The 15,243-nt window shown below is 71.4% G+C and carries 13 protein-coding genes; all 13 read left to right on the forward strand.

Annotated features, from left to right (window positions below; all coding sequences use genetic code 11):
* The first annotated feature begins 663 nt into the window (after window positions 1-663).
* The 13 genes from ABT360_RS16690 to ABT360_RS16750 all read left to right on the forward strand — a co-directional run bounded on the left by ABT360_RS16690 (window position 664) and on the right by ABT360_RS16750 (window position 15,124).
* Window positions 664-1,272, forward strand: a complete 609-nt coding sequence (locus ABT360_RS16690; RefSeq protein ID WP_351816069.1) for an LmbU family transcriptional regulator — start codon at window positions 664-666, stop codon at window positions 1,270-1,272.
* A gap of 172 nt (window positions 1,273-1,444) precedes the next feature.
* Window positions 1,445-1,864, forward strand: coding sequence for a PH domain-containing protein (locus ABT360_RS16695; RefSeq protein WP_351816072.1), 420 nt, complete (start codon window positions 1,445-1,447; stop codon window positions 1,862-1,864).
* Entirely contained in the window at window positions 1,861-3,435 is a 1,575-nt protein-coding gene (locus ABT360_RS16700) for a PH domain-containing protein (protein ID WP_351816075.1), read from the forward strand. Before ABT360_RS16695 ends, ABT360_RS16700 begins: the two co-directional genes overlap by 4 nt.
* 209 nt (window positions 3,436-3,644) lie before the next feature.
* On the forward strand, window positions 3,645-4,634 hold the full coding sequence (locus tag ABT360_RS16705; RefSeq protein WP_351816078.1) for an aldo/keto reductase: 990 nt from the start codon (window positions 3,645-3,647) through the stop codon (window positions 4,632-4,634).
* Between the two features lie 39 nt (window positions 4,635-4,673).
* A complete protein-coding gene (locus tag ABT360_RS16710; RefSeq protein WP_351816081.1) occupies window positions 4,674-5,234 on the forward strand; it encodes a GNAT family N-acetyltransferase in 561 nt (186 codons plus the stop codon).
* 91 nt (window positions 5,235-5,325) lie between these two features.
* A complete protein-coding gene (locus ABT360_RS16715; protein ID WP_351816084.1) occupies window positions 5,326-6,342 on the forward strand; it encodes an NAD-dependent epimerase/dehydratase family protein in 1,017 nt (338 codons plus the stop codon).
* Window positions 6,343-6,393: 51 nt separating this feature from the next.
* Window positions 6,394-7,692 carry an activator-dependent family glycosyltransferase gene (locus ABT360_RS16720; protein ID WP_351816087.1) on the forward strand — a complete coding sequence of 433 codons (1,299 nt, stop codon included), beginning with the start codon at window positions 6,394-6,396 and terminating at the stop codon, window positions 7,690-7,692.
* 31 nt (window positions 7,693-7,723) lie between these two features.
* Window positions 7,724-8,989 (forward strand): activator-dependent family glycosyltransferase, encoded by a 1,266-nt coding sequence (locus tag ABT360_RS16725; protein WP_351816090.1) that lies wholly within the window; start codon window positions 7,724-7,726, stop codon window positions 8,987-8,989.
* A gap of 18 nt (window positions 8,990-9,007) precedes the next feature.
* Window positions 9,008-10,315, forward strand: coding sequence for an activator-dependent family glycosyltransferase (locus ABT360_RS16730; protein WP_351816093.1), 1,308 nt, complete (start codon window positions 9,008-9,010; stop codon window positions 10,313-10,315).
* Between the two features lie 7 nt (window positions 10,316-10,322).
* The gene (locus tag ABT360_RS16735) at window positions 10,323-11,600 is read left to right on the forward strand and encodes an activator-dependent family glycosyltransferase (RefSeq protein WP_351816096.1); all 1,278 of its coding nucleotides are present in this window, start codon (window positions 10,323-10,325) and stop codon (window positions 11,598-11,600) included.
* 54 nt (window positions 11,601-11,654) lie between these two features.
* Window positions 11,655-12,938 carry an activator-dependent family glycosyltransferase gene (locus ABT360_RS16740; protein ID WP_351816099.1) on the forward strand — a complete coding sequence of 428 codons (1,284 nt, stop codon included), beginning with the start codon at window positions 11,655-11,657 and terminating at the stop codon, window positions 12,936-12,938.
* A 109-nt stretch (window positions 12,939-13,047) separates the two neighbouring features.
* The gene (locus ABT360_RS16745; RefSeq protein WP_351816102.1) at window positions 13,048-14,322 is read left to right on the forward strand and encodes an activator-dependent family glycosyltransferase; all 1,275 of its coding nucleotides are present in this window, start codon (window positions 13,048-13,050) and stop codon (window positions 14,320-14,322) included.
* Between the two features lie 94 nt (window positions 14,323-14,416).
* Window positions 14,417-15,124, forward strand: coding sequence for a YqeB family protein (locus ABT360_RS16750; RefSeq protein WP_351816105.1), 708 nt, complete (start codon window positions 14,417-14,419; stop codon window positions 15,122-15,124).
* Window positions 15,125-15,243 lie beyond the last annotated feature (119 nt).

Genomic DNA, 15,243 nt, shown 5'->3' on the forward strand with positions numbered 1-15,243 from the left:
CGGTGGACCCGGCCCCCTTGCCGTCATACGGACGACGAGGGGGCCGCACGCGTCCCCGCACACGTCCTCGTACGCGCGACCGGCACGCGTGTCCCGCAGCCGTGTCCTCGCACGCGCGACCCGGCAGGTGTCCTCGCACGCGTGACCCGGCATGCGTCTCCCGCAGCCCGTGTCCTCGCACGCGCGACCGGCACGCGCGACCGGCACGCGCGACCCGGCGCGCGTCTCCCGCAGCCGTGTCCTCGTACGCGTGGCTCCGAGGCGTGACCCGGCCTGTGTGGCCCCGGACGCGTCCCCACAGGCGTGACCCGTCATGCGCGTCCCCGCACGCGTGTCCCCGCACGCGCGTCCCCGCACGGCGGGAAACGGCCGCGGGCCAGGGCGGGTTGCGTCGGTGGACGCATGGACTCCGGTACCGGGCGGGCCATCGCGCGAGGGGGAGCGACTGCCCGGTGTCAAGGCGCGTGGCACGGTGCCGGGAGGCAGGGCCGAGGGGCCGGGGCGGGGCCTGTGACCGGGCCTGTCCCGCCAGCGGGACAGCGCCCGTGGCCCGGGCCGCGCCCCGCTCCGCTGGCCTGCTCGTTTTGATCGCGTCCAACTCGCATCAAGATTGGTGTGTGAGGGTCGGAGGCGTAGGGGCAGTGCAAAGTAAGGCGGTCATCAATGCCCGAACTCACCCAACCAGATAGGCTCGTCGCGTCCGCGGTCAGCGGGCGGGGAAGACCCGTGGCGCCGGGCGCGTACGGCGAGGCGGTGAAGAGGAAAACGTCCCTCTCCATTCCCCGTGGAATACCCATCGGCGCATGGCACAACCTGGGCCGGCACATCCAGGCGATTTCCAACTCGTCGGCATGGTGGCTGGGGGACTGGCTGTTGTACGGGCAGGCGGAATATCCCGACCGTTACAAGCGGGCCATCGAACAGACCTCGCTGGACTACCAGACGTTGCGCAATTACGCCTGGGTCGCCCGGCGGTTCGATCCGGCCCAGCGGGTCGCCGGACTCAGTTTCCAGCACCACGCCGAAGTGGCCGGCCTTGCGGTGGAGGACCGGAGCGGATGGCTGGCGCGGGCGCTCGAGCACGGATGGTCCCGCAACGAGCTGCGGCGGCAGATCCGGGCGCGGAAGGGGATCGTGGCGGGCGCCAGGGTCCCGGCCCGGCTGAAGATGAGCCCGGACGACCACCAGCGCGAGCGTTGGCAGGAGGCGGCCAAGCACGCGAACGTGGAGCTCCTGACGTGGATCACGAAGGTGCTCGACGAGGTCTCGTAAGCGCCTTCGCCAGCCACGGGAACACCGGGTACGGGAGGAACAGATGCCGGACAGCGGCAGCACGGGAACGAAACCGCCACCACTGGCACTTGCCTCCCGGACGTCCGAGGCGCAGCTGAGGCCACCGCGGAACCGGGTCGAACGGCGGGCCGTCCTGTGGTGGACGCTTCGGGTGCTGATCTCCGCGGTGACCACACTCGGCGCCCTGGCCCTCACGTACTGGCTGTGGGAGGCCGGCCGGACCTGGGTGGGCCCCGTGCTGGTCGTCGTGGCGGTTGCCCACCTGGTGACTGGCGCCGTCATGCCGAGCTGGCGCTACCGCGTGCACCGCTGGGAGTGCACCGGGCACGCCGTGTACGAGCTCAAGGGCTGGCTGGTGCGGGAGTGGCGGATCATCCCCATCTCCCGCATCCAGAGCGTCGACATGGTGCGCGGGCCGGTCCAGCAGCTGCTCGGTCTGGGCACCCTGCGGGTGATCACGGCGTCACCGGAGGGGCAGATCAAGATCGGCGGCCTGGACGCCGAGACGGTGGCGCGTGAAGCGGCCGAACTGACGGAGATCACCCAGGCCGTACCGGGGGACGCGACGTGACCGACGTGGACCTGGACGCGGACGCGCACACGGACGCGGACTCCGTGCCGCTGGAGGCGGCCGGGGGCGAAGGCACGGCGGACGGTTCGGATCAGCCGTGGGAGCGACTGCACCCCCGGCTGATCTGGGTCAACCTCGGGCGGCTGGTGCTCTCCCTGGTCCCGACCGGCCTGTCCTTCCTCGTCTTCGGCACCGGCGACGATCCCATGCAGAACTGGCCGGCCATGGTCGCGACCGCGATCGGCCTCTCCATCAGCGTCGGCGACGTCGTGCGCTGGATACGCACCCGGTACCGGATCACCGAGGACCTGGTCGAGATCCGCACGGGCCGCATCGTGCGGGTCTACCGCCAGGTTCCCCGGGACCGGATCCGCACCGTCGACGTCAAGTCACGGCTGCGGCACCGGCTCGCGGGACTGCGGGTGGTCTTCATCAGCTCCGGCAGGACCCGGCCCGCCATCAAACTCGACGCCGTATCCAAACAGATGGCGCTGACACTCCAGCGCGAGCTGATGTACGGCCGGGAGTCCGAGGCCGAGGAGGCGGAGAAGCAGAAGGCCCGCGAGACGCCCATCGCGGAGTTCCGCTGGTACTGGATCTTCTACAACGCCATCAACATCTGGGGTGTGCTCGTCGGCGGCCTCATGCTGTGGAGCCTCGACTCGATGACCGCCATCGCGGGGTTCGACCTCATCGGCCGGCTCGGTGACCTCATCGACGGCCGTGAGGCCCGCGCGGTCCCCGCCTGGGTGTACTGGGGCCTGGTGGTCACGGTGCTCGGCCACTTCGTCCTCGTCACCGGGTTCCTCAAGGACAACTGGCTGTTCCAGCTGGTGCGGGTGCACAAGGACGACGGCACGGCGCTGCTCACCCGGCACGGCATGTTCTCCACCCGTGAAGTGCACCGTGACGACCGCCGCCTGCGCGGGATCCACACCAGCGAACCGCTCTTCTGGCGGTGGATGGGCCTCACCGAGACCACGGTCCTGTCGACCGGCCTCGCCACCTTCTCCCTCAGCGGCGAACCCGCGGCCAGCATCCTGCCGCGCGCCCCGATCCGTGAGGCCCGCCGGGCCGCCGCCATGGTGCTGCCCGGCCCCGAACGACCCCTGGAGGCGCCCCTGCGAAGACATCCGCGTGCCGCCCTCGTCCGACGGCTCGTGTGGGCCTTCTGGACGGTCGTCCCGCTGGCGGGACTGCTGTACTGGCTCGGGGCGACGGACGTCGTCCCCGGCCGCGCGTGGACCGTGCCGCTCTGGCTCACGCCGGTGGCGGCCCTGCTCGCACTGCCGGCCTACAAGGCTCTGGGGCACGCCCTGGTGGGCCGCTATCTCGTGCTGCGGTGCGGCGTCTCACGGCGCCAGACCACCGCCCTGCGCAAGGACGCCGTCATCGGTGTGAAGATGCGTCAGTCGCTGCTCCAGCGGCGGCTGGGGCTGGTGACCATGGGAGTGTCGACCGCGGTGGGCGAGCGGTTCTACTGTGCTCCCGACATGGGGACGGACCAGTTCCTCGCGTTCCTTTCCGAAACGGCTCCCGAACTCACGGACGAGTTCGTGGCCAAGGCCTGAGCGCGGGTCCGCCCCCGGTTCGGCCGGCGGCCCGGAATGGCGGCCAGAAAAGCCGGCCGACAGCTGCCCGGGAACCGCTGGAATAGGTCATCATTTTTCCATCACTCAGCACGCGCAAACTTCTTCATGTGCCACTCGGCGAGGGGCCGTCGGTGATTCATCCGGGCAAGCCCCGAGTCGTCGGAGAGGACCTCTGGGAGTTCAAGTAAATGTGGGAAACCAAACTGGCCGACGGATTTTCCGTCAGCGCGCTCGGCCTCGGTTGCAGTTCGATGTCCCATGGCTATGGACCGGACAGCCGGGATGACGAGGAATCCGCCAGGGTTCTCCACCGGGCCGTTGAACTAGGAATATCCCTGTTCGACACGGCCGACGTGTACGGGCCGTTCACCAACGAGGAACTGCTCGGCCGGACCCTGGCGCCGTACCGCGACGAGGTGCGCATCGCCACCAAATGCGGGCTGGTCGCCCGGCCGGACGGAACGTTCAGCCGCAACGGCAGGCCCGAGCACCTCCGGGCGGCCTGCGAGAGGTCACTGCGCCGGCTGGGCGGTGAGGCGATCGATCTCTACCAACTGCACCGCATCGACCCGGAGGTCCCGCTCGCCGAGACCTGGGGCACGCTGGGCGAGCTGGTCACCGAGGGCAAGGTCCGGGCGCTCGGCATCTCGCACGCCACCCGGGACGAACTCGACACGATGCACCGGATATTCCCGCTCACCACGGTCCAGTACGAACTGTCCGTATGGGCCCCGCAGAACAAGCGGGAAATCCTTCCATGGTGCCGGGAGAACGGGGTCGGCTTCCTCGCCTTCGCCCCGATCGGCCGCGGCTACCTGTCCGGCAAGGTTTCGCACGACAGCCTCTACGCGGGGGACTCGCGCACGCGTGACCCCCGGTTCCGGGCGGAGGCCATGCGCGCCAACGAGGCCATCCTGGCGGGCCTGCGCGAGGTGTGCTCCCGGCACGAGGGCGCCACGCCGTCGCAGGTGGCCATCGCCTGGGTGCTCGCCCAGGGCCCGGAGGTGGTGCCCATCCCGGGTACCCGCCGTATGCACTGGCTGGAGGAGAACGTCGCCGCGACCGCACTTCGCCTCACCGAGGAGGACGTGCGACAGCTCGACCAACTGCCCGTGGCCACCGGCGAGATGCGCTGGGACGCCGTACGGCCCGAAGGCGCGGATGCGCGCCGGGCCTGACGGGCACCGAACCGGACCGAGGGACCGAGGGGGACCACCGTGCTCTTTCCGCACACCCGGTCGCGGCGGCTGGAGTTCCGCCCCGCGTCCGCCGACGACCGATCAGAGTTCACCCGCACCCTGCTGCGGACCGGGATCGAGAGCGTCAGCCCGGCGGCGGGCGCCCGGGCCTCGCTCGGTGCCAACGCCGCCTTCCTCGTCGCCCAGCGCGACAGCGGCGACGTGATCGGCTTCAGCACCCTGCACGGGCTCGATCCCGCCGGGCACCTGAGGTCGGGCGCCTACCTGGACCCGGCCCGCGCGCGGCTCGGGGTCGGCGCCGAGTGCATCTACCTGACGATCAACTACGCGTTCGCGATGTTCCCCATCGACAAGCTGCTGGCCCAGACCACCGAGGCGACCTTCGACTCGGTCGGTGTGAACCCGAAGCAGAACGATGCCAAGGGCGTGCTCCGCGACCACCTCTACTTCCGCGGGCGCCACTACGACCTGCACAGCTTCGAGATCACCCGCAGCGAATGGGAACGGTACGTCGACGCCGACCTGGACGTCGTGCTCGGCCCCGGCCTGAGCTGGCGCGAAGACCCCGACCGGCCGTAGCGGCCCGCTGCCCGACACCCCGCCGGCTCCCCGTGGTTCCCCGGACAGCCGGCACCGCCCCACCCACAGCCACCGCAGTGAAGGAGAACCCGTGCCTGGTCACGGAACGGACAAACTGATCACCGTGCTCGGCGCGTCGGGTCTGCTGGGAACGGCCGTCAGCCGGCGGCTCGCCGGCCGGCCCGGGCGCCTGCGGCTCGTGGGCCGCCGCCCCGTGACCGTACCGGGGCGCTCCACCGCCGCCGAGATCGAGCACCGGACGGTCGACCTGACGGAGCCCGGCGCCGTCGCGGAAGCCGTCGCCGGCTCCGACGTCGTCATCCACCTCGTCGCCCACACCGCGGGCCCGGGAACCTGGCGGGTGGCGACCGGCGACACCCTCGCCGAACGCGTCAACCTCGGCCTGGTGCACGACGTCCTGGACGCCGCCCGCGCCGGCCGCACCGCGCCGCGGCCCCTCGTGCTCTTCGCGGGCTCGGTCTCACAGGCCGCCCGGCTGCCCGCCGCGCGGGCCGGAGGCACCGCGGCCGACCAGCCCCCGACCGCGTACGACCGGCAGAAGCTCGCCGCCGAGCGGGCGATCGAGGCCGCCACCGCCGAAGGCGTCGTCCGCGGCACCACGCTGCGCCTGTCGACCCTCTACAGCCAGGGGTACGACAACACCGACCTGGACCGGGGGGTCGTGGCGAGCATGACCCGGCGCGCGTTCGCCGGGGAGCCACTGACCCTGTGGCACGGCGGCCGTGCCCAGCGCGACCTGCTCGGGGCCGACGACGCGGCGGCTGCCTTCCTCGCCGCCGTGGAGCGGTTCGACGTGGTCTGCGGCCACCACTGGGAGGTGGGCTCCGGCGAACCGGTGAGCGTGGCACGGCTGTTCTCCATGATCGCCGACACCGTCGCCCGTCACACCGGGAAGCCGCCGGTGCCGGTCGAGGACACCACCCCGGCGGAGTTCGCCATGCCGACCGACCAGCTCGACTTCGTCCTGGGATCGTCCGCGTTCCAGGACGTCACCGGCTGGCGCCCCCGGGTCGGGCTGGCCGAAGGACTGGACAGCCTCGCCGCGGCGGTCGCCCGCCGGAGGGCGACCGCGCCGGCCACGGCGTAGGACGCAGCGGTGCGCGAGAGACGACGTACGACGCAGGAGGAGCACGGCAGCATGCGCGTTCTGTTCACCACCACACCCGAGAAGAGCCTCTTCCAGCAGATGGTGCCGCTGGCCTGGGCCCTGCGCACCTCGGGCCACGAGGTCCGGGTGGCCTCCCAGCCCTCGTTCGCCGACACGATCACCCAGGCCGGTCTCACCGCCGTGCCCGTGGGCAACGAGCGCGCGAGCCGGCGGCTGGCACAGCTCCACCCCGAGCGCACGGAGGCGGAGCGCAAGGGACTCCCCGCCCCGTACCACGCGGCTGCGACCGCCTTGGAGGACCTGGACTGGGACACGTTGCGGGCGGGGTACGAACAGGTCGTCGCCCAGTGGCACAAGACCGACAACTTCCCCATGACCGCGGACCTGGTCGCCTTCGCCCGGCACTGGCGGCCGGACCTGATCATCTGGGAGCCCCTCACCTACGCGGGCGCCATCGCCGCCAAGGCCAGCGGCGCGGCCCACGCCCGGCTCCTGTGGAGCATCGACGTCCTCGGACTGACCCGCGAGCGGTTCCTCACCCTCAAGGCGCGGCAGCCCGCCGACAAGCAGGCGGACCCGCTGGCCGAGTGGCTGGGTGGCTACGCCCGCAAGTACGGCGGCGAGTTCACCGAGGACATGACCACCGGGCACTTCAGCATCGACCAGTTCCCCACCTCGCTGCGCATGACCGCCGCCGGCCACCGGTACGTGCCCATGCGGTACGTGCCCTACGGCGGGCCCGTCTCGGTGCCGAGGTGGCTGTGGGACGAGCCCACCAGGCCCCGGGTGGCACTGACCCTCGGCATCGCCGCGACGAACAGCTTCGCCGGCTACGTCGCGGACTTCTCCGACATCCTCGACTCGCTCGCGGACCTCGACATCGAAGTGGTCGCCACCATCGCCGAGTCCGAACAGCACAAGCTGCGCCGGATACCCGACAACGTGCGCGTCGTCTCCTACGTACCCCTGCACGTCCTGCTGCCGACCTGCACCGCCGTCATCAACCACGCAGGGCCCGGCACCTTCCTGACCACGGCGCTCAACCCCGTCCCGCAAGTCGCCGTCCCGTGGGACTTCGACGAGCCGGAACTCGCCCGGCGCGCCGAGGCGCAGGGCAGTGTCCTGGCGATCCGTGCCGACCGCGCCACCGGGGCGAAGGTGCGCGAGAGCCTGCTGCGCGTCCTGAACGAGGCCCGGTACCGGGAGGCGGCCACCGCACTGCGCGACCAGTTCCTCGCCCTGCCGACGCCCAACGACCTCGTGCCGCGGCTGGAGGCGCTGGCGGCGGCGCACAGGGCCACCGCCGCCCCGGCAGGCCCGGCCCACTGATTCCGCGTACGAGCGAGCACGAGGAGGAGACATGCGCGTCCTGTTCGCGGCCAATCCGCACAAGAGCATTTTCCAGTACATGGTGCCGCTGGCCTGGGCGCTGCGTACGGCGGGCCACGAGGTCCGGTTCGCCAGTCAGCCGGCCTTCGCCGCCACCATCACCCGGGCGGGGCTGACCGCGGTACCCGTCGGACGCGACCACGAGAAGGTGTGGGCCCGGCGCGCCGACGCGTCGGAGGCGCGCCGGGCCGGGATCGAGCCGCCCTACGACGCGTTCACCGACCCCGCGAAGGCGACCTGGGAGTACCTGTCGACCGGGGTGGCCGAGGCCGTCGAGGGGCACCGCATGGCGAACTTCTCGATCACCGGTGACCTGGTCGCCTTCGCCCGGCACTGGCGGCCCGACCTGGTCGTCTGGGACCCGCTGACCTTCGCGGGCCCGATCGCGGCGAAGGCCTGCGGTGCCGCGCACGCCCGGCTCCTGTTCGGCATCGACGTGCACGGCGGGGTACGGCAGACCTACCGCAGGCTGGCGGGGCAGCAGCCGGCCGGCCGGCGCGGCGATCCGCTGGCGGAGTGGCTGGGCGGCTACGCCCGCAAGTACGGGGGCGAGTTCACCGAGGACATGGCCACCGGGCACTTCACGATCGACCAGCTGCCCGCGAGCCTGCAGATCCAGGCGGCCGGACTGCGTTACGAACGGATGCAGTACATCCCGTACGGCGGGCCCGCCTCGGTGCCCCGGTGGCTGTGGGGCCGCCCGGAGAAGCCACGCGTCGCGATGACGATGGGTCTCAGCGCCACCGAGGTCTACAACGGCTACACCATCGACACGCAAGAGGTGCTCGACGCCCTCGCCGACCTGGACATCGAGCTGGTGGCCACGGTCGCGGACAGCGAGCGGGCCAAGCTGCGCAGCGTGCCGGACAACGCGCGGCTGGTGCCGTACGTACCGATGCACGCACTGGCCGAGCGGTGCGCGGTGGCCGTCCACCACGCCGGCGCGGCCACCCTGGCGACCTTCGCCCGCCACCCCGTTCCGCACCTGTCCCTGCACTACCACTACGACCAGCCGGTACTGGCCCGCAGACTCACCGCGCAGGGTGCCGGCCTGGACCTGCACACCACCGAGGTCACGGGCCAGTCCCTCCGCGACAGTCTGCTGCGGCTGCTGAAGGACCCCTCCTTCACCGAGCGCGCCACAGCCCTGCGGGACGAGACGCTCGCACTGCCCACCCCCAACCGGCTCGTTCCCCGGCTGGAAGAACTCACCGCCCGCCACCGCACCGCGGGCTGACTCCCACAAGGACGCACGATGCGAGTTCTGTTCACCACCTATCCGGAGCGCACGCACTTCCTGCTCATGGCGCCTCTGGCCTGGGCGATGCGCACCGCCGGGCACGAGGTCCGCTTCGCGAGCCAGCCCAGATTCGCCGACGAGATCACCCGTGCCGGGCTCACCGCCGTCCCCGTCGGCCGTGACAACGACCTGTGGCAGATCATCTCCCGGGACCCCGACTGGCTCGGGCAGACCGAGCAGGGCGGCATGCCCATGCCGTACGACGTCACCGACCGGCAGCACGCCGACATCACCTGGGAGTACCTGAGCGAGGGGTACGCCACCCAGGTCAGGCGCTGGCACATGGCCAGCAATGTGCCCATGACCGCGGGACTGGTCGACTTCGCCCGCGACTGGCGCCCCGACCTGGTCATCTGGGAGCCGCTCACCTATGCCGGGCCGCTGGCCGCACAGGCCTGCGGCGCGGCGCACGCCCGGTTGCTCTTCGGCATCGACATGTACGGGGTGGCACGCGACCACTTCCTCCGCCTCAAGGAGCTCCGGCCCGCCGACGAGCAGGTGGACCCGCTGGCGGAGTGGCTGGGTGGCTACGCCCGCAAGTACGGCGGCGAGTTCGGCGAGGAACTGGTCACCGGCCAGGTCACCATCGACCTCGTCCCCGAACTCCTCCAGCGCCGTGCCGACCGTACGTACCTGCCTCTGCGCCCCGTGCCCTACGGCGGCCCCGCCGAGGTCCCGGGCTGGCTGTGGCACAAGCCGGACAAGCCGCGCGTCGCCCTCACCCTCGGACTGAGCGCCACCGGCCACGGCGGCGAGTACAACGTCGGCGTCCAGGACGTCCTCGACGCACTCGGCGGCCTCGACATCGAGGTGGTCGCCACGATCGCCGAGGCCGAACAGCGCAAACTCACCCGCGTCCCGCCCAACGCCCGCGTGGTGACCTTCGCTCCGCTGGAAGCCCTCGCCGCCACCTGCGACGTCGTCGTCCACCACGCCGGATACGGCACGCTCTCCACCACGGCGCTGCGCGGAGTACCGCACCTGATGCTGCCCTGGGACAACGACGGCCCGGTCCTGGCCGACGGCGTCGGCCGGGCCGGCGCGGGGCTGACCCTGAACCCCAAGGAGACCACCGGCGAAGCCGTCCGCGACGCCGTGCTCCGGCTGCTGCACGAACCCCACTTCGGCAAGGGTGCGGCCAGGCTGCGCGACCACCTGCTGGAGATGCCCAGTCCCAACGACCTGGTACCCGAACTGGAGCGGTTCGTGGCGCTCCACCACGACAGCGCGGCCCGGACGGCCGCCGAGAGCAAGAGGGGGTGACGGGCTCGTGCGGGTCCTCTTCGTCGCGAATCCCGAGAAGGCACACGTACTCGCCATGGTGCCGCTCGCCTGGGCGTTGCGCACCGCCGGCCACGAGGTGCGCGTCGCCAGCACACCGTGGTTCAGCGAGGTCATCACCCAGGCGGGACTCACCGCCGTCCCGGTCGGCCGGGACTACGACCTGTGGGAGCAGCTGCGCCGCAGCATGCCCGGCTGGGAGTACCGACCCGAGTTCGGCCTGCCCGCGCCCTACGACGTCGCCCAGGAGCCGTCCGCGGCGGACTGGCCCCGGCTGCGGGACGGTTACGCGCGGATCGTCCAGCAGTGGCACAAGCCCGCGAGCTTCCCGATGATCGCCTCCGTGGCCGAGTTCGCCCGCGCATGGCAGCCCGATCTGGTGCTGTGGGAGCCGCTCGCCATGGGCGGACCCGTGGCCGCCAAGGCCTGTGGCGCCGCGCACGGCAGGCTCCTGTGGAGTTACGACGCCTTCGGCGTGGCGCGGGAGCACTTCCTGCGTCTCCGGGCACTGCAGCCCGCCGACCAGCGGTCGGACCCGCTGGGGGAGTGGCTGGGCGGCTACGCGCGCAAGTACGGTGCCGAGTTCACCGAGGACATGGTCACCGGACAGTTCACCATCGACCAGCTGCCGGACTCCATGGCCGCCCCGACCGCCCTGCCCCGGCTGCCGCTGCGGTTCGAGCCGTACGGAGGTGCCGCGGTCGTGCCCAAGTGGCTGTGGGCCGAGCCCGGACGGCCCAGGGTCGCCCTCACGATGGGCCTCAGCGCCACCGACCACGACGCCGGTTACGAGATCGGTGTGCAGGACGTCCTCGACGCGCTGGCCGATCTCGACATCGAGGTCGTCGCCACCCTGCCGGAGGCCGAACAGCGCAAGCTCGCCCGGGTGCCCGCCAACGCCCGGCTGGTGTCGTACGTCCCGCTCCAGGCACTGGCGCCGACGTGCTCCGCCGTCATCCACCACGCCGGGTTCGGCACCTTCCTGACGATGGCGCGGCACCCGGTCCCGCAGCTGCTGCTGCCGTGGGACTTCGACGGCCCCGTACTCGCGCGCGAGGCGGCACGGCAAGGCGGCTCACTGGTGATCCCGGCCGACCGTGCGACCGGCGCGGCAGTCCGCGAGGCCGTGCTGCGGCTGCTGACCGAGCCGGTGTTCCCGGAGCGTGCCGCCGCGCTGCGGGACGAGATCGAGGCCCTGCCCGGCGCACACGAGGTGGTCCGCCGCCTGGAGGACCTCGTGGGCGAGCACACCGCGGCGGCCGCCTGACGGGCCCACCCCACCACCCGCGTTCCCCCTCATCCTCCGGAAGGAACCCCCACCATGCGCGTCCTGTTCACGGTCAACCCCGGGACCAGCATCTTCCAGTCCATGGTGCCGCTGGCCTGGGCGCTGCGCACCGCCGGCCACGAGGTCCGCTTCGCCAGCCGGCCGGCGTTCGCCGACGAGATCACCCGTGCGGGGCTGACAGCGGTACCCGTCGGGCGGGACTTCGATCTGGGCCGCATCCTGGAATGGACGGGCCAGGACATGTACGAGGCGGCGCGGGCCGACCTGCCCTCCCCCTGGGACGTCGTCGGCGCACCGGAGCGGGCCACCTGGGAAGGGATGCGGGACGGGTACGCGCGCATCGTCGAGGAAGTGGAGAAGCCCGAGAACTTCCCCATCATCGCGGGTCTCGTCGCGTTCGCCCGGAGCTGGCGGCCCGACCTGGTCATCTGGGAGCCCTTCTCCGCCGCGGGGGCGATCGCCGCGAAGGCGTGCGGGGCGGCGCACGCCCGCGTCCTGTGGGGCATCGACGTCTTCGGGGTGGCCCGTGAGCACTTCCTGCGGCTGCGGGCCGAGCAGCCGGCCGCCCAGCGGTCGGACCCGCTCGGGGAGTGGCTCGGCGGCTACGCCCGCAAGTACGGGGGCGAGTTCACCGAGGACATGGTCACCGGGCACTTCACCATCGACCAGTTCCCCCACTCCCTCCAGTGCGGCGCGGCCGGACTGCACTACGAGCGGACGCAGTACATCCCCTACAACGGCCCCGCCATCACACCCCGCTGGCTGTGGCAGCAGACGCCGGACCGCCCGCGGGTCGCCCTGACCATGGGCCTGACGGCGACCGACATCTTCGACGGCTACACCATCAACACCCAGGACGTCCTCGACTCGCTGGCCGATCTGGACGTCGAGGTCGTCGCCACCGTCGCCGACACGGAGAAGGCCAAGCTGGCCCGGGTACCCGACAACGCCCGGCTGCTGCCCTTCGTGCCGCTGCACGTCCTGGTGCCGACCTGCGCCGCGGTCATCCACCACGCCGGGCCCGGCACGCTGGCCACGGTCGCCCGGTACGGAGTGCCCCAGGTGGCCATTCCGTACAGCTTCGACGAGCCGTTGTTCGCCGAGAAGCTCGTCGCGGCGGGCGCCGGGATCCGGGTGCCCAACGGCGAGGCGACCGGGCGGACGATCCGCGCCCAGGTGCAGCGACTGCTGGAGGAGGACCGCTGGGCCCGCGGAGCGGCCGCGCTCCGCGACGAGATCGAGGCACTGCCCACCCCGGCCGGCCTCGTGCCGCGGCTGGAGGAGCTGACGGTGAAGCACCGGAGCGGCCAGCGCTGACAAAGAGATCGCAAAGGCGCCCGCCGGCGGTCAGGCACACACGCCGACCGGGCGTCATTTCCCATGAGTTCCCGCGCGAACTCCCACCGCCGGCCCGTGAGGACACGTCATGAAAGTTCTGTTCGCCTGCTACCCGGAGCGCACGCACTTCCTGCTGATGGCTCCGCTGGCCTGGGCGCTGCGCACGGCGGGGCACGACGTGCGGGTAGCGAGCCAGCCGAAGTTCGCCGCCACGATCACCCAGGCCGGGCTGACCGCCGTTCCCGTCGGCAGCGACCGCGACCTGTGGCAGGTACTGGGCCGGATCAAGAAGGAGGGCACCACTCTGGAGCCGGGCCTTCCGGAGCCGTACGACGTGGTGGAGCGCAAGCCCGAGGACATCACCCTCGATCACCTGCGTGACGGATACCGCTCACAGGTCCAGAACTGGCTCAAAATGATCAATGTGCCGTTGGCCGGCGCGCTGATCGACTACGCCCGGCACTGGAAGCCGGACCTGGTCGTCTGGGAACCGCTCACCCACGCGGGCGCCCTCGCGGCGCAGTCCGTCGGCGCCGCTCACGCGCGTCTGCTGATCGGCGCCGACGTGCACGGTGTGGCGCGGCACCACTTCCTCCGGCTGGGCGGCGGAGAGGACCACGGCGAAGGCGGCGCCGATCCACTGGGGGAGTGGCTGGGCGGCTATGCCCGCACCTACGGCCGGGAGTTCGACGAGGAGCTCGTGACCGGCCAGTTCGGCATCGACGTACTGCCACCGCCGCTGCAGGTGCACGCCCCGGACCTCTCCTACCTGTCGATGCGTTACGTGCCCTACGGCGGCCCGGCCGTCGTGCCGAGATGGTTGTGGGAGCGGCCGCGGCGGCCCCGGGTCGCCCTCACCCTCGGTCTGACGGTCAGCGACCACGGGATCGGCTACCCGGTCGGGGTGCAGGAGATCCTCGACGCCGTGGCCGACCTGGACATCGAGCTGGTCGCGACGGTCGGCGCGGCGGGGCGGGGACGGCCGGTACGGGTTCCGGACAACACACGGCTGGTCGACTACGTACCCATGCAGGCACTGCTGCCGACCTGCGCCGCGGTGATCCACCACGCCGGCGTGGGCACGCTCATGACCGCCGCGCTGTACGGCGTGCCGCAGATCGCCCTGCCCTGGGACGTCGACCAGCCATTGCTGTCGGGCCGGCTCGCCGCCTACGGCGCGGGACTCACCACCCACGCGACCCGGGCGACCGGGGACATCGTCCGGGACCATCTCCAACGCGTGCTCAAGGACGACGAGTTCGGTCACCGCGCGAGCCGGCTGCGTCAGGAGACCCTCGGTGTTCCCCATCCCGCCGATCTCGTCCCGGAGTTGGTGAACCGGGTTTCGGCCATGCGCCGATGAGCCCCACCATGGCCGTTGGCATAGGGTCCTGGAGGTTCACCGAACAACACGATCCCCCCACCCCTCCTCGATCGAATGGATGGACTGATCTACCTTGACGGAAAAGCGGAATGCGAACCCCGGGCAGCCCACTGAGCTCGGACAGTCGACCGGCGAACAGGCTCTCGTCGTCGCTGTCTTCGTGCTGGTGGGTGCCGGGCTCGGCTGGCTCGTCGAGCTTCTGGCCGGTTGGCTGGTGACCCTGCCGTGGGCCCCCATGCAAGGTCCGGCGGAACTTGTGACCTCGATCCCCCAGCCTGGGCTCACCATCGGTCTGATCTGCCTCGGTGCGCTGGTCGGTCTGGTCGCCGGTGTGGCGGTCCAGCAGGACGAGTTGTCCGCGAGCGTCTCCGGGAGCGAGATCACCCTCACTCGCAAGGGAGAGTCGCAGCGGATCCCCGCGGCGAACGTCGCCATGGTGTTCCAGGACGGCAAGGAACTCGTCGTGCTCGGCCACCGGGGAGAGGAACTGGCCCGGGAGAAGTCCGACATCGACAGCAAGCGCATCGCTGCCGCCTGCGCCGAGCACGGTTTCACGTGGGCCGAACAGGACCCGCACCAGGACGAGTTCCGGCTCTGGGTTCCCGACACCCCGGGCCTTCCCGAAGGTGCCAACGCCCTCCTCAAGGCGCGCGACCAGGCGCTGAAGAAGAAGGACAGTGGCAGTGAACTGCGCGAACTGCGTCAGGAGCTGGCGAAACTGGGGCTGGTCGTGCGGGACAACAAGGGCCGCCAGTACTGGCGTACCACTCGCCCTGCCTAGCTCTGCCGCCCCCTGCCCGCTGCACCGAAGGCCCCGCCGGACCGTTGTGTCCGCGGGGCCTTGTTGCTTGGTACAGACCTAAGAACCAATCGGTAGGTTTGCCGCAGTCCCGGTGATAC

Source organism: Streptomyces sp. NPDC000229, from assembly GCF_040300825.1.
Taxonomy (GTDB): Bacteria; Actinomycetota; Actinomycetes; order Streptomycetales; family Streptomycetaceae; genus Streptomyces.